The following is a 22,830-nucleotide window of genomic DNA, read 5'->3' on the forward strand; positions in this document are numbered from 1 at the left end:
CGGCTTATTATTAGATGAAGAACGGCTGCAGAAATTTCTACCGTCAATCCCGGGATTGGTGCTCCGGATGGAGGATCGTGTTTATAGCAATGTTTCATTATTGGGATCAGGCTCCGTAGGATGCCGCGTAACACGGGGGTATCCTACGGAGCCGGTTGCTTTATGGTCACTGTTCTATAAACACGCGGTGCCCATGGCACCCAGATTCTTATATACCCCTTTTATCCCTTTAATCTTAAACCGGTTTTATGAATCCTGTTAAAGTTTGCTTGACGCACATGCGAAGTTTCGGGACTCAAACCGGGAACCTAAACCACCGTCAGCTCATAAAACGCCTCCGGGTGCAGGTATTTATTGGCCATCTCCTGCAGATCGGCGGCCGTAATGGTTTTTATATTTTGTATCGAACGTTCAAAGAAGGCATTGTCCAGGTCGTTCAGCACAATGTTCTTCCAGCGTCCAATGATATGAAAAGGCCCGTCCAGGTCGCCCAGGATCGATCCCATCATAAAATTCTTAACCAGCAGGAGCTCTTCCGCGTCAACCGGCTCTTCCCTCAGGATGGCCATTTCCCGGTATACTTCTGCTATGGCGGCGGCGCTTACCTCCCGGCCGGCTTCTGTTGATATCATCCAGCCGTTATCATAACGGTTATTCAGCAGGTAACTATGAATGCCATAGGTATACCCCTTTTCTTCCCGGACATTGGCCATCAGCCGGCTTCCGAAATACCCTCCAAATACCACGTTCAACACCTGGCATTTTAAAAAATCGGGGTGATGCCGATTAAAAAAAGGCCGGGCGATCCGTATAGAGCCCTGGTTATTTTTGTCGTCATTGATCACTTCATATTTTTTTTGCGCTGCGGGATCAATACTGAAATTCCGGTTTTTTACAGCAGCGTTGGGCAGGTCGCCAAAACAGGCATCCAGCAGCTGATCAATATGCTCCGGCAACCTTCCGGCAATAAAGATTTTCAGGCTTCCGTTCCGGTAATAGGTTTCATAAAACGACAACAGATCTTCACGGGTCAACCGGTCAAAATCTTCATGGCGGCTAAATCGGCCATAGGGATGCATTTCGCCAAACAGGTATACATCAATCAGCCGACCGGCCACAAAGCTGCTCTTTTTCAGGTTCACATCCAGCTTTTGTTTCATATTCTGCACGGCAATTTCCATCTCCTTTTGCGGCATGGTGCTTCCGGCAATGATCTCTTTTACCGCAGGTAACAATTCTTTGATGTGCTTTGTAAGACAGTGCAGGCTGATCGTTGCGGTTTCCGCATAGCAGTTCCGGTTCAGGTAGGCCCCGTAATAATCAAAATACTCATTGATCTCATACGCGCTTTTAGACCCGGTTCCGTTCTTTAGCAAATGGTTGGTTACCGCGGCCTGCAGGTTCTTTTCTTCCTGCCAGTTCCCGGCATCAAACACCCATTCGATCTGCAGCACATCTTCTGTTCCTGCGTCAATAGCATATACTTTTACGCCGTTTTTCAGCGTATATTTCTGGTACGGTTGTAACTGTAGATTGAAATTCACGGCATCCACAAAGGGAGGCGCCACGGTTCTGTCCGGCATTGTATCTCTTGTTTAGACCGCAAATATACGGTTGAAGCTTCTGAAATACGGATGATGAGGAAGGGTTTACCGGAGGGCCTTCCGGTACCAGCCAATGAGCAGGTTGGCGATAAAGACCAGCTGCACTGCAATAAGCCCAGCAATGCTGCCAACCAGGACGGCATTAGCATTCCTGAAAAAAGATACCGGCTCCTCACCCGGTTCCGCCATATACCGGCGGGGCAGATGTGATAAGCCGTTGGGATGCCTGTATCCATACCACAAAATAAACAAAAGGATTACCAGGGTGGCCAGCGTGTGAAACCAGGTCAGCTTATTTGAAAAAAGGATCCTGTGGGTTGCCATATAAATGAGCCATAATAAAAAGAGAAAAAAAGCGGCAAATCCCAAAATATGCGCCTGCGCCATAACAAACATGGTATCATACAGGTGAATATCGATCCATTCCCTGTTGCTGGTAAAAAGCCCGGTAACAAATAATACAACAGCGGTCACCAGCAAAAATACGTAGGGCATTCTCTTAAGCATGTATCGATCCTTTATCCGGCAAATATAACGAGATAAAAGGACCAAAGCCCCTGTCTGTGAGAGGGAATCCGGTACCGGTGCTCAACCCGGAAAACACAGCCGGTCTTCAAAAAAACCTACGCGTCCGTTTTGCCCTGCTTTTTTCCTTCTGGTTGCTTATGCCGGTTGGGCTTATGCCTGGATTGCTGCGGGCGCCCGCCTTCTGCCTTTTTTTGCTGGGGCTGGGAAGATGGCTGCTTTGCGGGTTGCTGCCTGGGAGCCTGGGCCTGTTTCTGACCCGTAGCCTGCGAACGTTGCTGCTGCTGTTGATTTTTCTTTTGCTGGCGCTTTTTTTTGTCGGCCCGCTCCAGGCTGCGCAGGCTGATCTGGCCCACCACATCCACAAACTCCGGCTCCACCTCCACCGGCTTTGAACTGGTTACTTCCACCGGCTCCAGTTCTTCGGGGATCACGTTCTGGCGGTTCAGCGATTTTATCTTACGCACCCTTTCAATGGTCAGCGGGTACTGTTTATTACTGTCTGGCAGGGCATACCACATCAGGTTTTTGAAGATATCCTTTTTGATCAGGTAAGCATTACCCTTGGCCACCTGGATCTGGTCACAGTCGTTCGGGAATCCCTGAAGCGCATCCAGGTAAGTGTCCAGTTCATAGTTCAGGCAGCATTTCAGACGACCGCACTGGCCACTTAATTTGGTTTGGTTGATGGAAAGGTTCTGATAACGGGCTACCGTGGTATTCACAGATTTGAAATCGGTTAACCAGGTGGAACAGCACAATTCTCTTCCGCAGCTTCCAATACCGCCCACTTTCCCCGCCTCCTGGCGGGCACCGATCTGGCGCATTTCTACCTTTACCTTAAATTCCTGGGCATACACTTTGATGAGCTCCCTGAAATCCACACGACCGTCAGCAATATAGAAAAAGGTCGCTTTCCGCCCATCTGCCTGCATCTCTACCTGGCTGATCTTCATGTTGAGATTCAGCTGCTTGGCAATTGCCCTACTCCGGATCACCGCTTCCGGCTCCCGGTCCTTATTGATCCTGCGCTGGTCCAGATCCCTGTCTGTTGCCGTCCGCAGCACTTTCTTCATTTCGGGGTTTTCTTCTTTGACTCCATACTTTTTCATCTGGAGCCGCACAATTTCGCCTGTAAGAGAAACTTCTCCCACATCAAAACCGCTTACGCCTTCCACGGTCACAAGATCCCCTTTCTCAAATAATTGTAATGTTGTATTCCGGTAAAAATCCTTCCTCGTTCCTTTGCTGAAGCTTATTTCCACCACGTTGCACTGATCTTCGGTGTTTGCCATGGGAAGGTTGCGTAGCCAATCATAGGTATTCATCCTGTTACAACCACCTGTACTGCAACCACCATTACTTTTACATCCATTCGGTTTTCCACCAGTGGCGGTACCGCAATTTGAACAACCCATTCTGAATTTTTTATAGGGAGGGTGGCAGCGTGCTATGAACTTTTGATGTAATATTATTATACCAGGCCAAACAATATATTGGTCTTAATTGCAATAATAACCGGAAAGTCGACCGGTTATGATATATCTGGCTAATAAACGGCAAAAATCAAATTCACAAAACGCACAAAAACTTCAACACCCCATTTGTTTTTAAAAAATCAATTCCTCTCCTTACCAAACACCTCATTCATTCAAAAATACGATTTTGTCTTTAATGATATGATAAATTTTAATGGTAAGGGCCATAAACAGCATTTTACTATTAGCGTTCCGTTCTATATAATAAGCAGCATTATCCAGCTCCGTAATAATCGCTTCCTGCTGCTCCATACCCGTGATCTTGTTAAAACGGCCCGCAAAATCCCGGTCTTTCTCCGGATATCCTTCGCCGGCGTTCTCCAATACCTGCATTTTTAGCGCCAGTTGCAGCAGATGATTGAAATACTGTAAAAATTGCTTCTGCTTTTCCCGGCCCAGTTTACTGACCTCATCCACCCACTTTGACTGGGCTATGGGCCCTGTTTTCATAATGGCGTTCAGCCAGTCGCGCAACAGCTCCTGCCAGTCTTCATCTGCATGCTGCACCATTTGCAGGGCAGTATGATAGTTTCCCTGGCTTACAGCGGCAATCCGGGCGGCTGTTTCCTGTGTTGTATGATTGTTTTCCGTCAGGGCCATCTCAATATCCCTGTCTTCAAGCAGCGGCACTTTTATCAGCTGTACACGGCTGAGGATGGTTGCCAGTATCTGGCTTTCATTTTCAGCCACAAATAAAAATACCGTGTTGGGGGGCGGTTCTTCAATCAGTTTCAAAAGCTTGTTACCCTCGTTGCCCAGGTACTCGGGAAGCCACATGATCAACACCTTATATTCGCTCTCAAAGCTTTTTAGATTTAATTTTTTTATGATATCATTACATTCCTGTGCGGTGATATTTCCCTGTTTATTCTCTGCGCCAATAAACTGCAGCCAGTCGTAGGCATTACCATATGGGTATCCCCTTAAAAACTCCCGCCATTCTGTAATATAATCAGTGCTAATGGGCGGAGTTCCGGATTTTTTGGTAACCACCGGGTAGCTGAAGTGTATATCCGGATGGGCAAAAGCTGCTGCCTTTACACAGGATGGACAGGTACCGCAGGAATCAGCTTCCCCGCTTACTTCCGGCACCGGGGCCGGCGTCAGGTCGCCAAACAGTGAAGCGCCCTGCTGCGGAGGATTTTTGGGGGAAGCCCTTTCACAAACAATATACTGGGCAAATGCCAGGGCCAGCGACAGGGCACCACTGCCTTCTTTGCCTAAAAATAAAATGGCGTGTGCCAGCCGGTTCTCCTTCATCAGTTCGGGGAGTTCCTTTTTCAGCGTATGCTGACCAATAACCTGCTTAAACTGCATGCGGCAAATGTAGGAAGATAATACCACTGAGGCACTGAAGCTCAGAATTTTCAATATTCCCCGTATGGAGTGTCCGGTAGAATACATGTGCAAGCAGGTGGTTATGGCTCAAAAACCAATTCCTACTGTTTATATATAGTAGTAAATACGAACTTTGCACCTTGAATTTTTCTGAATATGAAAATAGAACAGATCTACACCGGATGCCTGGCCCAGGGTGCTTATTACATATCCTCCCGGGGTGAGGCGGCCATTATTGACCCCCTGCGGGAAGTTCAGCCTTATATTGACAGGGCCGCAAAAGATGGGGTTACCATCCGGTATATATTTGAAACGCATTTTCATGCCGATTTTGTGAGCGGACATATTGACCTTGCCGCAAAAACCGGCGCACAGATCGTGCTGGGCCCCACAGATGCCCACCTGGGCTATAACGCCCACATAGCCAGGGACGGGGAAACATTTAAGATCGGCAACGCCACCATAAAAGTGCTGCACACCCCCGGGCATACCCTGGAAAGTGCCGTTTATTTGCTAATAGACGAAACCGGGAAAGAAACCGCCATTTTTACGGGGGACACCTTATTTATAGGAGACGTGGGCCGGCCGGATCTGGCCCAAAAAATAGCCGGGGATCTTACCAAAGAAAAGCTGGCCGGGTTGCTGTTCGATTCGCTGCGCAATAAGATCATGCCCCTGCCCGATGCGCTGATCGTTTACCCGGCACACGGCGCGGGGAGTGCCTGTGGCAAAAATATGAGCCGCGAAACCACGGATACCCTGGGGCATCAGAAAAAAGTGAACTATGCCCTGGCCCCTGAACTGACCAAAGAGCAATTCATTACAGCGGTTACCGACGGGCTGACAGAGCCCCCCCAGTATTTTCCCCAAAATGTAAAAATGAATATTGAGGGATATGATAGTGTGGATGAAGTGCTGGAACGGGGTAATCATGCGCTGGACCCCGATGCATTTGAAGACGCGGCCAACCATACCGGCGCCATTATGCTGGATACCCGTACACCACAGGACTTTGCAAAATCCTTTATACCTAACTCGATCAATATCGGGATCGATGGCAGCTTTGCTGTTTGGGTAGGCACCCTGATCCCGGACCTTAAGCAGGAGATCCTGATCATTGCCGACGAAGGCCGTGAAGAAGAAGTGGTAACCCGGCTGGCGCGCGTGGGTTACGATTACAGCATTGGCTACCTCAAGGGTGGTATTGACGCCTGGGAAAAGGCCGGTAAGGAAACGGATCATATTGAAAGCATTTCCCCCGATCAGCTGGCCGCCATTAGCCAGCCTCATATCCTGGACGTACGCAAGGAGAGCGAGTACCAGGCCGAGCATATTGAAGGAGCTGAAAATATACCGCTGGACTATATCAATCATCATATTGCAGCCATCGACCGGAACCAGCCTGTTTACGTGCACTGCGCCGGCGGTTACCGTTCCATGATCTTTTCCTCTATTTTAAAAGCCCGTGGGTTTCACAATGTGATCGATGTACAGGGGGGATTTAAAGCCATTAAGGATTCCGGCAGGTTTAACATTACCGACTTTGTGTGCTCCACCACCAAAAAATAGATTGTTAGCCTGCCATACTTTAAGAGCCTGTTTAAAATTCATTCAGTGGCTTTATTATGGCTGTTTTGGGCTGCAACTGCGTTAAATTTTTCGCCATAGTGGCCTACCATGCCTGCAAAATTTTCCTTGTTTCGCTCCAAAATAGCTTCATAATAAATTCCATCAATAAAATTTAAACAGGCTCTAAGATACCCCGTTACAAATGACTTCAGCGATTTTGAAATAGTATCCGTAAAAAACATGACCGGCACCCCCTGAGGAATGACGAAACATTAAGCCCCCCTTAACTACCCTTCATTTCTTAATGAGTCAATATCAACCGTACATGATTCTCAATCGATCGGTTTTACTTTCTAACTTGCCCTTTTGTGCTGCAGGAGCATGTCCATAGCGTGCTCAAGGGTTCCCGCAGGGATCAGCTCACCGGCATTGACAAAGAAAATTTCGTCGGCATTTTCGATCGTATTCAACCGGTGCGCAATGATGATCTTCGTGGTGGTTGCGGGCAGCCTGTCCAGGATCCCGTCCAAAAGCTTTTCCGTTACCGTATCGATATTGGCTGTTGCCTCATCCAGGATCACGATCTGCGGTTTACGCAATACAGCTCTTATAAATGCAATCAACTGTTTCTGGCCGAGACTGACAGAATCCGCCGAAGCCGTCAGCCGGGTTTCCAAACCGGCATCAAAACGGGCAAGCAGGTCGCCCAGCCCCGCATCGCTGATCACCTGCAGTAGCTGCCCGTCGCTCAGCCGGTGCAGTGTTTTATTGCCATACAGGATGTTTTCCCGTAGTGTTCCTGTAAATAAGAAGGGTTCCTGTAAAATAAACCCGATCGCGTTGGTACGCTCTTCTGCTGTATAGGTACGGATATCACTTCCGTTCAACAGTACTGTTCCCTCTACGGGATCATACAACCTTGCGATCAGGGCTGCCGTCGTGCTCTTTCCCCCGCCTGTAGGCCCTACCAGCGCATAGGTCTTACCGCTTTGCATTTCAAAACTGATGTCGTGCAACACTTTCTTGCCTCCGGGATAATGAAAAGATACATGCTGAAATGCCATTACCGCTTCAGGAGCCCCTGCGATTGCACCCGGTTTGCCTGCTATGGGCAGGTTCGATTGCCGGGAGAGGATCACCGAGATGCGGTCCCAGGCAGCCAGCGCCGTCTGGAAGCTGGCCCACAATGCTGCCAGTTCGCGCAGCGGACGGTAAAAGAATTGCACATAACTCATAAAGCTGATCAGCAAACCAAGCGTGAACTGCCCGTTCAGGATCAGGTAGATCCCAAAGCCCAGCACGATCAATTGAGCCAGGTTGGAGAAAAATCCAAATACCGGGGTAAACAGGTTATTGGCAATACCTGCTGTAACGGCGGTTTTATAGTTTGCATCATTTGCTTGTGCAAAACGATCCCTGAAATAGTCGCGCCGGTTAAACGCTATAATGGTTTTAAAATTTTGCAACCCCTCCTGTATATTGGCACTCAGCCCCCCGTTGGCTTTAAGACTGATCGCGTTCTTTTTCTTCACCCAGGGAGAAACCAGCAGCACAAACAACAGGATAAAAACAGCAGGTACCAGGGACGCTGCCCCCAGTTTCCAATGGATCGACAGCACAAAGACAGCCACGCCGATCATGGAAAAGATGCTATCCATGAACCGCATCAGCGACTGCGAGAAGAACTGGTTCACAGTATCAGTATCATTATTGATCCTTGAGATCAGGTCTCCGGAGCGGTTACTGTTAAAAAATGCGACCGGCAATTGCTGCAGTTTATCAAATACCTCGTTTCGCAGCAGGTACAACATGCGCTGTCCTACCCCACCCATCAGTTTAGCCTGCAGGTATTCTGTGCCGGCCCATACAATATAAATACCCAGCAGCAGGGCACTGTACTGCATCAGGGGGCCATATTGCTTTTTAAGAATAAAATGATCCACAATATAGCCGATCAGGTAAGGGGTAAGCATGGTGATGCCGGCGTTCAGCACCATAACAAAAAAGGCCACCAGGAGGTTTCTTTTTTCACCCTTCATAAACCGGAACATCTTGCGCAATGCAGCGCCTGCAGAACTTTTCTGTTCCCGGTCGAGGTTATAATCCGTTTGATGATTCCCGCTTTCTTCCTGCATTCTGTTTAAGCTTCAGTGGTTTGATAATTGTTCAGACTCTGCTGGCTCTGCAGGATCTGGTTATATTCCGGGTTGGAGCGCAACAGTTGCTCATGGGTGCCTCTGGCGATCAGTTCGCCTTCCATCAGCAAAATGATCTGCTCGTAATCCTTTACCGGGTCCAGGTTCTGGGTAATAGAAACGATGGTGATGCCCGGGTAATTTTCCGCAACATTTTTCCAGATCCGCTGCTCGGTATTCCGGTCTACCCGCGCCGTAAATTCATCCAGCAACAGGATCCGGGGGTTACCTGCCAGGGCCCTGGCCAGCATGATCCGTTGTTTTTGCCCTCCGGACAAACTGAGGCCCCGTTCAGACACCTCGGTATCCAATCCCCCGGGAAGACTGTCGACAAAATCGGACAGTTCTGCCGTACGCACAGCCTTTTGCAGCGCTGCTTCCGAAACATCCGCGTTGAAGGCGATGTTTTCCCGGAGGCTCATATTAAAAATAATGGCATCCTGGAACACCAGCCCTATCTGCCGCAGCAGTACTTCCTGGTTATAGGTTTGTATAGGTACCCCATCATAACAGATCGTTCCCTGCTGAGGGTTGATCAATGTGGTTAAGGCATAAAACAACTGCGTTTTGCCGGCGGCAGTGGGACCAATAATAGCGGTACGGGAGCCCGCTTTTATACTAAAGGAAACATGATCCAACGCTTTTTTTTCACCAAACATTACTGTGAGGTCCTTCACTTCAATAGCACCTTCCAGCTGTTTCTCAAAACTGCCGCCCTCTTCGGTATCCGGGGCATTCAGTACTTCATGAATGCGGCTATACGAGGCGGAAGCCCGCGCTATCAGGTTACTCATAAACCCGATCAGCAAAATGGGAAAGATCAAAATAGCGATATAACTGTTAAAAGCGGCAAATTCTCCCATGGTCATGGATCCCGTAATAGCATAGTGCCCGCCTATTGCCACAACTGCCAGCACCGCAAGGTTGGCCGTAAATACGATGATAGGGATCAGCGTTGCGAACAATTTCAGAATCGACAGCCCCAGGTTCTTTGCCTCACCGCTGGCTTCCATAAATTTATTGTACTCCAGGAACTGTGCGTTGAGTACCCGGATGAGAGCTGCCCCCAGGATCGATTCATTAATGGTCTTATTGAGTTTGTCGATCACCTCCTGTGATCGTTTGAACAGTGTTTTTATTTTTTTGAACACAAAAACAAACGCCAGTGCGATGATGGGGATCACCCCAAGCACGATCAGCCCCAGCCGCCAGTTGATGCTCAGCAGCAGGGCAGCCGTGCCCAGGATCAGTACCACCGACGATATAATATTGACGATCGCCTGCGAAACAAAGGTCTTCACTGCGTTTACATCCGAAGTGATATTGGTCAGCAATTTATTAGGGCTTGTATCCTGTATAAAAGCATGCGTTTGCCGGGAAATTTTATCCGCAAGCTGTTTCCTCAGATCCCGGGCAACCCTTTCCGATGCATAGGTTTGCACCAAACTCTGAAAATAGGTAAGCAACAGGATCAGCACCGATACAGCCAGGAAATAGACCACCAGCCGCTGCATGTGGAACCGGCTCTGCGAAAAATCATCGATAGCCGACTGTATGAGTTTCGGCACAACCAGGCTTAGCCCGTTACTGAATAACGCAAGGACCAGTAATAAACTGATAAGTCCCCTGTAGGGCCTGAGCATGCGGAACATGCTTGGCTTTGCTGCCTTACCGATATTTGTTGTTTGTTCTGTCATATACACTTTACAGGGGCAATTCAGCAGAATTGATGCTGCTTTTATTGATAACGAATGGCACGCTTCTTTACTTTAAACCTTAACCCCGCAGGATTGCGAAATTAGAGATAAAGCCACAGAGATTCTGAAACACTGAGTTTTTTTATTCTCATTCTCCGGCAGCCATAGCAATGGTGGATCAGGAACACCTGCTTTTTGATATGCCCTCCCTCAACCGGCAGCCGGGAGGTTTTAATTCGGAAAAGTAAAGTATGCTGTGTTCCGACCGTTCGGAACGGTGCTTCAGTCGTAAACCGGCAATGAGGTCAGGGATCAGTTACGGATCTCCCTTCTCATAAAGCGCTGATACGCCAGGGCAAAACACAGCAAGGTTGCAGCCAGTAAGCCACACAACTGCGGCCATACGATCAATAGGCTCTCCCGCAGCGAAAGCGGTGTAGGAATAGCTCCTGACATCTGTTCCATCGACAGGGGCCCCAGGCTTCTTACCGAAGGCATCAGCAAAGTAGTCGTCCCATCTGCATAAAGCTGGCTGGGCACCAACCTCAGAAAGGTCATGATGGTGTTATTATAACCGGTTACTTCATCCGGCGAAAGCAGGGCAGGATCCGGCAAAACGGCTTTGATCACCAGGCTCATGATCATCTGGTAAAAGACAGTAAAAAATAACCAGATCCCGATAGCGGTGAGTGCCGAGGTGGCCGCCTGCTTAAACACAACCGAAAGCAGGATAGAAAGGTTCAGCCAGAACCCCACATAAACAATCGTCAGCACAATAAAACACAGGATGCGCAAAAACTCCTGAGGCTCTATACGCACCCCGGTAATAATAAGCCCGCCCCCGATCATCAGCAACCCAAGCGATAAGAAAAGCACGCTGATCACAATGAGCGCACCTGTGAACTTTGCCAGCAACAGGTTATCCCGGTACACTGGTTGCGCCAGTAAGCGGATCAGTGTACCATTATTCTGCTCGGCATTGACCGCATCAAACCCCAGGCCAATGCCCAGCAGCGGCCCCAGGAAACCAACAAAGATGTGAAAAGGCGGCAAGCTGTTATCGGTGATGGTCAGTAACTTCAGGTATAAGAACAGGCTGTCAGGATCCTCGGCATTCCCAACGGCTTTGGAGATATTGGACAAGGATACATACATAGACCCCAAAAAAGTAAGCAGCATCAGGACCAGTAAAATAATGAACCGCCAACTGCGTATATGATCCGCTACTTCTTTGCGGACCATCACTGAAAACGGCCGGTCGCCCACCTTCGTACTCCTGCTACTTACGTTTCCTGAAAAAAGACCTTTGAAATAAACCGCTGGATTTTTCACTGGAACTATTCTCGTTTAAATTGGTTTCAAAATAACGTTCATAAATTTCATCTAGCCCATAGGAGCGCTGCTGCACGCCTGTAATATGCATTCCCTTTTGAACAAGGAAGCGTACCAGGTCCGGGGTGCATCCTGTACTGCCCGATATCTGCAATAAATGATCATTTACCAGCACCTTCTTTACGGTTTCGATAGCCAACAGATCCGTTTCCAATGTTGGAGGAACCGGGTTTTGTACAGTCACTTCAACTACAAAAGGCTCGCGGGCAAACAGGTTGCCAGCCAGGGTGTCAATATTTCCTTCCGCTAACAGCTTTCCTCCTACAAAGATCCCCACACGGTCGCATACCTGTTGTACCTGGTGCAGGTGATGTGAGGAGAGCAGTACGGTAAGCCCTTGCTGCCTGCTCAGCTGTTTGATTAGCGCCAGGAAATCCTTTACCCCACTGGGGTCAATCCCCAGCGTAGGCTCATCCAGGATGATCACTTCCGGCTGTTTAATAAGCACATCTGCCAGGCCCAGCCGCTGTTTCATCCCACGCGAAAATGTGGCCGTCCGCTTATTCATGGCACCCGAAAGTCCTACCTCTTCCAGCATTTCCCGTGCCCGTTCTTTTACCTCAGCTTCAGCAATACCATTCAGCCGGCCTACATACACGAGGTTTTCCAACGCAGTCATATTGTTGTAGAAACCGATATTATCCGGCATATAACCAACCTTTTGCTTAACCGGTATGGGGTTTTTGGTAGCATTGAAACCGCAAACCGTGGCCACGCCTGAAGTGGGTTCGGTAAGCCCCAGCAACATCAGGATCGTGGTAGATTTGCCGGCCCCGTTGGGTCCCAGCAGCCCAAAGATCTCTCCTTTATTAATGGTAAGATCCAGGTCATCCACGGCTCTTAATGAACGGTAACATTTCGTTAACCCCTTCAGTTCAATGATCGGAGCTTCCATGATTATCGTCTTCCATATTTACGGATCAGATAATAAATGATACCGATCGCCAGAAGGATCACCAGCAATCCGATCCAACCTGATAACAGCGAGGTTTTTACTGTCATACGGAATGCCGCACTGGAATTAGCGTTTGGATTTTTAACACTGAAGTTGGTTACATAATCTCCTGCAATAGTTTTCCCGGGTACCTTCAGGGTTGCTGTTACGTCGAGGGTCTTCCCCGGTTCCAGCTGGTTGATCTTTGAAGGCTCAAAAGAAGCATCCCATTGTGAAGGCGCCTGTGCAGAAAGCTCCAGGTTATCCAGCGCAATAGTACCGGTGTTGCGTACAACAAGATGCAGCTGTGTATTGCTGCCCTCGGTTACTTCATCGCTCAGTCTTCCTGTTGGGGTACTCAGCTCCACGGCATAGGCCCCTTTTACTACGGCTTCAATAGTTAAAGCAGCGGTATCCATTCCGGAAATCGCTTTTAAAGGGATACTGTACTTACCAGGCCGGGCAACAGGCGAGGGATTTACCTCTATGGAAATGTCCTGCGTTTTGTTTGAATCCAGGCGGAACGATGCAACCTGGCTGCCTTCCACTTTAAAGGCCACGCTCCAGCCGATGGGTGCATCCGACCTTAATTCATAGATCCGGGCCTGCCGGGCGCCATTATGCAGGGTGGCATTATACCGGAAGGTTTCATTAACTGCAGCTTCCAGGTTCATTAACCGGGCCGTAAAGGCTGAACCGGTCCCTCCTCCGGATTGGGAAAACGAAGATCCCGGATAAAAAACAATTGCTGATAAAAACAGCAGGCAGCGGAATACCTTTCTCTTTCCGCCCCGAAACGAAAGTAGACTTTGTTGTGCTAACATATACATTAATAAATAATAAAATTCATTAATAAAATAATAGCGCCTCAAATATGGGAATACCTTTTTGAGTGCAAACGTTGATTGTTCTTGAGTAAAAGGTGGACTAAAATTATAAAAAGATTGGTTTCCACAAAAAAAAATGGATGAACGGTAAGTTCGCGCTTACAACTGGTCTGTTCCCGCCGGTATTATATCAACCCTACATGCACCTGTTTGCCGGAAGGGTAAGCCGGCCTTAAGTAATTTTATTCTATTGGCTTTTCACATGCGCGCTACATCGCTACGCGGGTACGATATAGTTGATGCGCTTTTGTAAAACTTCGCCGGCCAGCTTTGTACTCGGGTTGCAGAGCTTCGGCGTTGTGCTATGTACATGCAACATAGCCTGATCAAATTCCTGGTAATAAATATTCCGATAAGATCGGACCCTTCTTCTACATTCCGAAGGCAGATGCCTTCCCAGATGAATACTCAACGCTTGTCACCGGCCCTGCGCCTGTCGGACTGGCTGAGCGCCAGCCCTGCCAATACCAGTATTACTCCAAGAATAGTAAAGATGCTTACAGGATCCCGTACCCAAAGCGCTGCAATGATAATTCCGAATACCGGCGAAATAAACAGCCACATTCCTGCCTTAACAGCATCCTGTTTCAGCAGATCCAGCCAAAGCAGCACGGCCCCTATGGAAACCGGTATTGCCAGCCAAAGCGTACCACCCCAAAACGCCCAGGTATAATGGTTGGCAGGTGCTTTATAGGTAACCAGGGCTACCGGCAGCATCAACAGCCCCCCAAAAAAAGTTTGCCAGCCGTTGATCACAAACAGGTGCATTTGTCCCCAGCTCCTTGAAGAAAAATACATGGTTCCGATAGAGTAAGAAAGCATACTGGCCAGCAGCAGTACAAGGCCCCATGGCGTAACCGAGGCTCCGCCCAGCAAGGGCCAGGCCACTACCAAAATACCCAGGAGGCAGATACAAATAGCCAGGATAATGCGCAGCGGTAAGGGTTTTTTTAGAAAGAAAACGGATATAAAACTAATGAATACGGGGCTCACAGCCACTGTCAGGGCCCCGATGCTGGCGGTTACCTGCTGCATGGCAAATACATACAGACCCAGGTAAACGGTGATGTTCAGCATACCATAAATAACCAGGGGCTTCCATTCTCTTTTTTGTGGCAACGGTTTGCGAAGCACCAGGTGTGCTATTATAAGCATAATGAGAGAAGCCACGCCAAAACGTGTTACAGCAATCACGAGCGGTTGGGCAACGTTCAATGCAACTTTTGTTGCTGTTGAAGCAGATGACCACAATACGGCAAATACCAGCCCTGCCAGTATCCATTTTAACCCGTTATGTTTTTTTTGCATGTTCACCTAAAGAATCCGGCAAAAATACGGGGTTAGCGGAATAATGACGGCATTGCATTTTTCAGGCACTATGAATAACTATAGCTCCATAATAAAAAGGACGGTCACTAAACAGATAGTGACCGTCCTTTTTCGCTATTTCGAAAATCTTATTTGCCCTTCTCTAAAGACGCCCGGATCTTTTTTACAAAGTCAAGCGATACTTCAGCAGCATTTATGACCTGCTCATCCGTAAAGCCAAATTTGCTGATCAGGTTCGTAACAACTTCTGCCTTCCCTTTAGCCTTTCCTTCTGTTATTCCAATTTCCTCGGCGGTCTTTAACACTGCGTACCCGGTCCATCTATCCAAAACATCTTTTTGATATAACATAAATTCCCTCGCTTTTAAGTTAGCTACCTTTGCCATTTCAAACAGTTCTTGAAAAACTTCTCCTTATAAAGTCACCGGAATTTCTTCTAATTTCCCCATATCGCGCAGCGCATACAATCAACGCTCCAGGTCCGTTTTTATATCCTTTTCCTCAAGCTTAAAGTTCGGTAATGCTAAAAATATGAACTCCAATTTATTATAAAATACGGTACCATCGTCTTACCCTATGCAGGTATTTTCGGGGCTGGGAACGGTTAAAATTAAAGTCTGCCAGCCCAATAAAGTATACTTCCTCCAATTCAAGATCCCAATGTTTATAGCCCTTCGGCCCTTACTCATGCAGCCTGCTTGCAGTATAAAAGATAGCCCGGTCTATAAACCGTTTCTGAATGGTCCGTTGTACTTCAATGATAAAGATCTCCCCATCTGCCCCCGTGCAGGTAACATCAAAAATGGCCTTACGGTAATGCCGTGCAGGACCATTATTTTCCTGTTGATTATAGACCAGGTCGCATATTACCTTACAGCCTTTGAACAACTCGTTCAGGAAAGCGTTCAGCAACTCTTTCTGAGTTGAGCCGAATATTCTTTTAACGCCAAAATCAGTTAGCAGGTCAATATACCAACCTGTCGGAGGAGCCTCCGTTTCTTTCATAGCAGCCATGCTTAAGGATACAAATTTTCAAAATAAGAAATCCCTTTTTTACAGGTCCGGCATGCCGTCAGCGTTTTACTATATTTACAGTACCTTAAAATCATCATTTAATGAGCACAGAAAAAGAAAAAATGCTTTCCGGTGCACGCTATACACCTGCAGACCCGGAGCTGCGGGCCATGAGCACCCTTGCGCACCGGCGCTGCCAGGAATATAACCGGTACGATGCAGCGGAATATGAAGCAAAAGCTTCCCTCCTCAAGCAACTGATCCCGCACCAGGGAAAAGATCTATACATTGAAGCTCCTTTCTTTTGTGACTATGGGGTAAACATTGCCATCGGCGATCACGTCTTCTTTAACTTTAATTGCACCATCCTGGATACCATGCGGGTGACCATCGGCCATCATTGTATGTTTGGTCCCGGTGTACAGATCTATACGCCCCTGCATCCGATGAAAGCGGCCGAACGGAACACAGGACTGGAGTACGCCCAAGAGGTCACAATCGGCGATAACGTTTGGGTAGGCGGTAATGTTACAATATTACCCGGGGTACATATTGGCAACAATTGTGTTATTGGCGCAGGAAGCGTGGTCACAAAGGATGTGCCACCCGATAGTTTTGCCGCAGGTAATCCCGCAAGGGTCATCAGAACAATTCAACAATAAACCCTACATTTGCCGGCAAAAATTGAAGCAATGGCAAATGACTCCACAGAAAGAAGCAAGAATGGCTGCGAACTTTGTAAGAGCACTACAGGTATAAGAGCCTATGAAGTAGCCCCCAAAGCGCAAAACAGCGCCGACCAAACGATCTTCATCTGCAGCAAATGCGAAGCGCAGATCGAAAAAAGGGAAGAGCTGGATGCTGCGCACTGGCAATGTCTTTCGGAATCGATGTGGAGCGAAGTTCCCGCCGTACAGGTAACGGCCTGGCGGATGCTGAACCGGTTGCGGAATGAGAGCTGGGCGGCAGATAACCTGGACATGCTTTACCTGGATGATGAAACGCTGGCCTGGGCAAAGGCCACCGGGGATCATGAAGACGATGGCACCGTTGACCTCCATAAGGACAGCAACGGGAACATATTGCAGAACGGGGATACCGTAGTACTTACCAAAAGCCTTGATGTAAAAGGCTCTACCCTGAATGCCAAAATGGGCACCGTTGTAAAAAATATACGGCTCGTAGAAAACAACACCGAACAGATCGAAGGAAGAATTGAAGGACAAACCATCGTGATCCTTACCAAATACCTGCGCAAACAAGGAAGTTAGAACTCTAAAATACCCCACTTAAAATATTAAATTTTAAAGTATTTAAGGCGCTGACGGTACAGTTCCGGGAACCGTCGTCTAATCATGTAAAACCAGTTCCATTGCTGCATTTTACATTTAAAATTTCACAGTTGATACTCCCCACCAGGGACGGCGGCCGGTTAACGAATGCTTCCTTTTATACGCACATCATCGATACTAAACGTGCCCCCCGCAGATTCGCTGTTGAAGCCATAAAAACGGACGGTCACCGGCTCCGTCAGCTCCATAAATGCGGTACCCATTATCACTGCGCATCCTGTATTATCGGTGGTTGAAGCATCGCTTACCCGGAAGGTATTTTCATCTGCTACCTGCACATTTTTATTCCCCGGATCCACGGCAACGGGGAGGTTCTGCTTAAACCGGTCCCTGCCGGAGCGCACCACTACCTGCCGCACGCCGGTACCAGAGCGCCGTAAGGTGAAGCTTATTTGAAAAAGATTCAGGAATGCTCCGGGCGAAGGTCCGATCGTTACCTCATAATACCTGCCGTCATCAACAGCGCCACTCAACACATCCGATCCATTGATGGCACCCGTGGGCCATCCACTGAACGAAAAGCGCCCGCCGGCAGTAGCATGATCACCTACTCCAACCGCCTTGAAAGGTGCAATAACCAGGTTAGGGATCTCCTGCAATGGCGTTGGGTCCGTAGCTCCTGTTTTGTCAGATACTCCTGTAAAACTGAACAAAGCCGTAAACGGCACAGCAGGCACAAACCCGGTAACATCATCCGTATTCCGCAAATAAAACTGCGTGTTACCATTATTACTCCCTGCAAATCCTGTCCAGGACTGCGGTCCGGGAGGAAGAAGGGCGGATGCGAAAACAGCTGCCTCCTGCGTATATAGCCTTATAACATCGCTGGCATCCTGAAGCGCATGGATCCCTGAAAAAAAGCCAGGTTCAGCAGTTGCCTGAAAAATGGTGATCAGTGTTGATTCCGGGTTCCTGGCATCACCCAGGGGCAATTCCAGTGCCGTATTCAGCTCCTGTATTGTTCGAACGACCGGCACAATGGTACGTCCTGTTGCTGCAGGTGCCGGCTGTTCGAAGTTTTTATTCATCTTTAGCTGCAATACGCCCCCGTAGTTGACCAGAGAGTCTGCATCGCTGAGATTTAAAACAACAGAATCCCCGGTATGATAGGTGACGGCGCTTCCAATATTTATCATTAGCCCGCTGCTGCCGCTTTGCAACACCACCCATCCAAAGGGGATATTCCCGGATCCCGCATCCGAGATCACTGTGCCCCCCACGGCATAACGATCCAGGGCAATGGATTCTTCTTTATATCGTTGCCTCAATGCAGCGATTGTTATGGGTATTGCCGGCCCCTGTCCGCACCGGGGCTGCAGGAATTGTACATCCCCTGTATCCCGTATAAAAAGCTGCTGCGTCTTATTAAAAATGCTGTAAATACCTGTAATGGTCCCGTTTCCACCAGGTATTTTTAATGCAGCAAAACTGGCATAACTACTGTTCCGTAAAACGAGGGATTGTTGTCCGCAATCGCGGAGGGTAAAATTCACTGCACTTACCTCCTTTCCGGGATCTGCATAGGTTTGGGAGGTATCCCGGACTGCAAACTGGAAGTCCTCCAGTTGCACCAGCATGCTTTGTAAAGGATCCTTTATATTGGTTGAAAGATCTGCCGGTGTGATCAGTCTGGGCACTACGGTATTGCCAAAAGAGCCTTTGACAATGAACTGGTCGAACTGCACAACCGGTATGCGTCCAAGATTCAGGTATTCCCCATCGCGCACAGAATCCAGGCCCAGCTGGATCGTTCCCCCATAATCGCCCAGCATCATTCCTTTTAGCCTTACAAAAACCCGGCGGCCAACCGGATACAAGGTATATACGCTATTTCCATCCAGCAACACGGGGATTGCAGCGGTTGCATCCTGTATCACGATCTGCTTATAAAAATTACCGGAGCGGTCATTGGCGGTTACCACACCTGCAATCGTTATATCATCATAGATCTTTTGAAAAATGCCATATCCCTGGTAGCGCTCCTTCAAAGCCGCGATGGTCATATTGACCGGTACTTCCGGATCCATATTTACCAGGGGGGTGTCAAATGTTTTATTACAGGAAATGATCAGCACTGCAGCGCGGACCAGGATTATGCGGAGGAAGGAATAGTATGTTTTCATAAAAATGTTTTTATTTTTTGCGACAATACGGGTTAGCGGCCCTGGTTTATTTAAACCGGAACATAATGCTTGCATAATAATTGAGCCCATATGCATAATAGTACTTGGGGGGGAACCGGCTGGTATCCTTGTCTTCCATATCAAACCGCAACTGTTCAAAACCACCGGAGCGGATTTTTGTATTATTCAAAAGATTATTCACCCCGATACTGAGCACCAGGTACATGGGCTTTTTATGAATATTGAAGGACCGGGGCAGGCGTTTTGACCAACCGGCAAAAAGATCCAGTGTGAACTGTGCGGGGAATTTCTCCTGTACGGTCATTTGATCGATCAGCTCCTGAATGCCGGGCGAAGCGGGATCTGCATCGCCAATAGCAGCAATTGTCCTCCGGATCGGATTGATGCTGAGCCAGGCGTTATCGAAATAATTCCCCGTAAGGCTGATAAACCAATATTGTGGCGACCGGTAAAAAAAACCCGCGCTGTAGGCATCTTGCGGAGTAGAAGGCACCCGGAAATTCTTCAGATAGACCAGCTGCTCTGCCAGCACTACCGCACTATTATCTGCAGTAACAACCGCATTGGGGCGGCTATCATAATAATACCTGCCCGTTGATACCGCCCCGTTAAAACTCAATGCTGGGCCCAGCCTGATCTCTGCCCCCAGCTCTCCACCAAAGTACACTGTATTGATCCCGCTCAATGCATAATTCACAAAATTCCTGTATTGATCATGATAGAACGTCATTACATCATAAGCATCTTTTATCCGGGTATAATACCCCGTAAGTCCTATTTTCAACCGGGGGCCGTTTAATTTATATCCAGCCTCCGCCAGCCAGGTCTTTTCGCTTTTAAGCAGATCCTCCTGCATTGTATTCCGGGTCCTTGGTGAAACAAATACATTGTCAAATAAGGGTGGCGTTCGAAAAAATCCGCTGTTCAAAAAGAAGTAATTCCGGCCATTCAATTTGTAGGTTCCTCCCAGCTTCAAACCAGGGCTGATAAACCGCTGGTGAACAGAAGGTCCGTAGGAGTTCTCAGGAAAAAGACCATTCCGGTTCAGCCCGTACCGGTAGCATTGAGCCCCGGCGGCGCTGGCTCCAAAAAACAGATCAACCCGGCTCCAGGTAATAGCCAGCTGTACCCAGGCCATCAGGCGGCTCATGATCATCTGGTAATGATAGCCATATTGTTCCCCTGCTTTTTTAAGCTGATCCGGATGATCCAGGTCATTCTGTGCAGAGCCGGGATCATTGGGAAAATCCCGTTCCGCAAACTGGTTCACATTCAGCCAGAAATCGCCATCCAGCAGGTCTTTCACTTCCTGGTACTGCCGGTTCTCCTGGAACTGATAACTGAGGCCAGCAGCCAATCCTATCTCGTTAGAAAGTTTTGTATTGTATACAGAGCTGCCAAGATACCGGCGCAGATCAGTTACCCGGTTGGCTATGATATAAAGCGACCGTTTGCCAACAACATCATTCCCGGGAACTCCTGCGGCATTGCGGATGGTCACCCGGTTTGCCCGATTCACTTCGTACAGACGGTCCCAATTTACCTGCAGCAGGCCGGGGGTACCGGATAATAATGCCCGCAAGGATTCGGCAGCAGCGGGCTGCGTTGAGGCGTAATAACCAGGCAGGTAACGGTAATAGTCGGGGCGCGGGTCCGGCGCATTGTACCAGTCAAATCCAGAAAGTTTTCTTTTTCCAGAGACGTAAGCCAGCGTGGTCATCCAGCTTGTTTTAGTATTGGGCCTGTGCTCGTACACGACCATAAAAACAGGCTGGAACGTGGTTGTTACCGCAGCATTCCGTTGCTTTCCGTTTTGATAACCCCAAGAAGGATTGTAAAAACGGGTACCCGCCAGGTCCATCGCCTCCTGCACGCTTGCCGCTTGTCTTCCGCTTTCTGTAGGCGCACCAAAAACAATGGCAGAAAAAACATTCCGGGAATTCGTCCTCTTATCAACCGCGGCATAATAGCTGAGGCTCCGGTAAAAAGTGCCCGGTACATATCCCTCTTTGGCATACCGGGTACTGAGCATATAACTATAAGCCCAGCCTTTTCGATTAAAACCGGAACCATGTGTCAGTAAAAAACGATGCCGGTAGTTCCTGTTCGAGGCAGCATATCCTGCCTGTGTCTGGGGCCATTGAGCACCTGCCCGCATATCAATATTGGTATTGAGCCCTGGTTTGCCCGGGGTAAAATCGGCGGCTTCTAACCCATAGGCATTTTGCCGGACACGCATTATATTGGTAAGCCCGGACCACAGGGCAAAAGAAGGAACACCATTATCCAGACCGGTAAAATCCGCACCATTCAGATAAACAGCGTCTCCGTTACTATAGCCGCGGAGTCGGAAGCGCATTGGCGAAAAGTTGAAAGCAGCTGCAGCCAGGAAAGGATTTCTGCCAGCCGCAAGTACCGATGAAACTGTAGTACTGCTGGCTTCGTCCGGATCTGCTTCATCCAGACTGATCACAGGCAGTTGTTCTGCAACTTCAACTTTCAGCGCGCTGATGAGCGAATCGGTTTGCGGAATGGTATCTCGGGCGGTTAAAAACGAAGGGGACTGCGCATTCCCGAACAGGTACACGAACGCAAGCGTTAGGGTGATGGTGGTTTTCATTTGTGATCGTTTTTGATAGGTTACTGTAAATATAGCAAAAACATTAAATATTAAAAACTTTTTATTTGAAAACATTTTCCAATCTTTGTATTGGGAACGGCGATAGACGCTCATACAAAGGCCACAGACGGATTTTAAAAAATCTGTGCACATCTGCGGAATCGGTGAGAGAAAGAAACGAGGAACAACTATCGAAGACACCATCCCTCACGGATTACACGGATTTCCACAGAAAGACTTCAAAAATCTGTGTACACCTGCGGAATCGGTGAGAAAAAGAAACGAGGAACAACTATCGAAGACGCCATCCCTCACGGATTACGCGGATTTCCACAGACGGATTTTAAAAAATCTGTGCACATCTGCGGAATCGGTGAGAGAAAGAAACGAAGAACAATTATCGAAGACACCATCCCTCACGGATTACACGGATTTCCACAGAAGACTTCAAAAATCTGTGTACACCTGCGGATTCGGTGAGAAAAAGAAACGAGGAACAATTATCGAAGACGCCATCCCTCACGGATTACACGGATTTCCACAGAAGAGTTCCAAAAATCTGTGCACATCTGCGGAATCAGTGAGAAAAAGAAACGAAGAACAACTATCGAAGACGCCATCCCTCACGGATTACGCGGATTTCCACAGACGGATTTTAAAAAATCTGTGCACATCTGCGGAATCGGTGAGAG

19 protein-coding genes are annotated in these 22,830 nt (G+C 48.2%); 4 read left to right on the forward strand and 15 right to left on the reverse strand.

Features of this window, described 5'->3' with window-relative positions; translation table 11 throughout:
- Nucleotides 1-308: 308 nt before the first annotated feature.
- From BLS44_RS24775 to BLS44_RS24790, 4 genes are all read right to left on the reverse strand, one after another.
- The gene (locus tag BLS44_RS24775; RefSeq protein WP_090393451.1) at nt 309-1,583 is read right to left on the reverse strand and encodes a M16 family metallopeptidase; all 1,275 of its coding nucleotides are present in this window, start codon (nt 1,581-1,583) and stop codon (nt 309-311) included.
- Nucleotides 1,584-1,649: 66 nt separating this feature from the next.
- Nucleotides 1,650-2,111: a hypothetical protein gene (locus tag BLS44_RS24780; protein WP_143019925.1), complete on the reverse strand. Its 462-nt coding sequence runs from the start codon at nt 2,109-2,111 to the stop codon at nt 1,650-1,652.
- 116 nt (nt 2,112-2,227) lie between these two features.
- On the reverse strand, nt 2,228-3,457 hold the full coding sequence (locus BLS44_RS24785) for a PSP1 domain-containing protein (RefSeq protein WP_090393453.1): 1,230 nt from the start codon (nt 3,455-3,457) through the stop codon (nt 2,228-2,230).
- 315 nt (nt 3,458-3,772) lie between these two features.
- Nucleotides 3,773-4,984, reverse strand: a complete 1,212-nt coding sequence (locus tag BLS44_RS24790; protein WP_090393454.1) for a DNA polymerase III subunit — start codon at nt 4,982-4,984, stop codon at nt 3,773-3,775.
- A 177-nt stretch (nt 4,985-5,161) separates the two neighbouring features.
- Here BLS44_RS24790 and BLS44_RS24795 point away from each other — a divergent pair, with 177 nt between their 5' ends.
- Nucleotides 5,162-6,574 carry an MBL fold metallo-hydrolase gene (locus BLS44_RS24795; RefSeq protein ID WP_090393455.1) on the forward strand — a complete coding sequence of 471 codons (1,413 nt, stop codon included), beginning with the start codon at nt 5,162-5,164 and terminating at the stop codon, nt 6,572-6,574.
- 353 nt (nt 6,575-6,927) lie between these two features.
- Here BLS44_RS24795 and BLS44_RS24805 read toward each other — a convergent pair whose 3' ends face one another.
- The 9 genes from BLS44_RS24805 to BLS44_RS24840 form a co-directional block, all read right to left on the reverse strand.
- Nucleotides 6,928-8,709, reverse strand: a complete 1,782-nt coding sequence (locus BLS44_RS24805) for an ABC transporter ATP-binding protein (RefSeq protein WP_090393457.1) — start codon at nt 8,707-8,709, stop codon at nt 6,928-6,930.
- Between the two features lie 5 nt (nt 8,710-8,714).
- Nucleotides 8,715-10,466, reverse strand: a complete 1,752-nt coding sequence (locus BLS44_RS24810) for an ABC transporter ATP-binding protein (RefSeq protein ID WP_090393458.1) — start codon at nt 10,464-10,466, stop codon at nt 8,715-8,717.
- Nucleotides 10,467-10,778: 312 nt separating this feature from the next.
- Entirely contained in the window at nt 10,779-11,798 is a 1,020-nt protein-coding gene (locus BLS44_RS24815; RefSeq protein ID WP_090393459.1) for an ABC transporter permease, read from the reverse strand.
- The gene (locus BLS44_RS24820) at nt 11,746-12,753 is read right to left on the reverse strand and encodes an ABC transporter ATP-binding protein (RefSeq protein WP_090393460.1); all 1,008 of its coding nucleotides are present in this window, start codon (nt 12,751-12,753) and stop codon (nt 11,746-11,748) included. Before BLS44_RS24820 ends, BLS44_RS24815 begins: the two co-directional genes overlap by 53 nt.
- A 2-nt stretch (nt 12,754-12,755) precedes the next feature.
- Entirely contained in the window at nt 12,756-13,466 is a 711-nt protein-coding gene (locus BLS44_RS24825; RefSeq protein WP_245729421.1) for a COG1470 family protein, read from the reverse strand.
- Between the two features lie 430 nt (nt 13,467-13,896).
- Nucleotides 13,897-14,091 carry a DUF4180 domain-containing protein gene (locus BLS44_RS27235; protein ID WP_394332484.1) on the reverse strand — a complete coding sequence of 65 codons (195 nt, stop codon included), beginning with the start codon at nt 14,089-14,091 and terminating at the stop codon, nt 13,897-13,899.
- Nucleotides 14,088-14,987: a DMT family transporter gene (locus BLS44_RS24830; RefSeq protein ID WP_090393461.1), complete on the reverse strand. Its 900-nt coding sequence runs from the start codon at nt 14,985-14,987 to the stop codon at nt 14,088-14,090. The genes BLS44_RS27235 and BLS44_RS24830 overlap by 4 nt, the downstream gene beginning before the upstream one ends.
- Nucleotides 14,988-15,136: 149 nt before the next feature.
- Entirely contained in the window at nt 15,137-15,358 is a 222-nt protein-coding gene (locus tag BLS44_RS24835; RefSeq protein WP_143019927.1) for a hypothetical protein, read from the reverse strand.
- A 331-nt stretch (nt 15,359-15,689) separates the two neighbouring features.
- Nucleotides 15,690-16,022: a PD-(D/E)XK nuclease family transposase gene (locus BLS44_RS24840; protein WP_090393463.1), complete on the reverse strand. Its 333-nt coding sequence runs from the start codon at nt 16,020-16,022 to the stop codon at nt 15,690-15,692.
- Between the two features lie 101 nt (nt 16,023-16,123).
- On the opposite strand from BLS44_RS24840, the gene BLS44_RS24845 reads away from it, so the two are divergent.
- Entirely contained in the window at nt 16,124-16,684 is a 561-nt protein-coding gene (locus BLS44_RS24845; protein ID WP_090393464.1) for a sugar O-acetyltransferase, read from the forward strand.
- 30 nt (nt 16,685-16,714) lie between these two features.
- A complete protein-coding gene (locus BLS44_RS24850) occupies nt 16,715-17,293 on the forward strand; it encodes a PhnA domain-containing protein (protein WP_090393465.1) in 579 nt (192 codons plus the stop codon).
- A 161-nt stretch (nt 17,294-17,454) separates the two neighbouring features.
- On the opposite strand, the gene BLS44_RS24855 is transcribed toward BLS44_RS24850, so the two are convergent.
- Together BLS44_RS24855 and BLS44_RS24860 are read right to left on the reverse strand one after the other, a co-directional pair.
- Nucleotides 17,455-19,497: a DUF5689 domain-containing protein gene (locus tag BLS44_RS24855; RefSeq protein WP_143019928.1), complete on the reverse strand. Its 2,043-nt coding sequence runs from the start codon at nt 19,495-19,497 to the stop codon at nt 17,455-17,457.
- 46 nt (nt 19,498-19,543) lie between these two features.
- Nucleotides 19,544-22,138 (reverse strand): TonB-dependent receptor, encoded by a 2,595-nt coding sequence (locus tag BLS44_RS24860; protein ID WP_090393471.1) that lies wholly within the window; start codon nt 22,136-22,138, stop codon nt 19,544-19,546.
- Between the two features lie 145 nt (nt 22,139-22,283).
- Here BLS44_RS24860 and BLS44_RS26870 point away from each other — a divergent pair.
- Nucleotides 22,284-22,830, forward strand: a 547-nt coding sequence (locus tag BLS44_RS26870; RefSeq protein WP_218127816.1) for a hypothetical protein, incomplete at its 3' end; no start/stop codon positions are given.

The organism is Niabella drilacis (assembly GCF_900101395.1).
Taxonomy (GTDB): domain Bacteria; phylum Bacteroidota; class Bacteroidia; order Chitinophagales; family Chitinophagaceae; genus Niabella; species Niabella drilacis.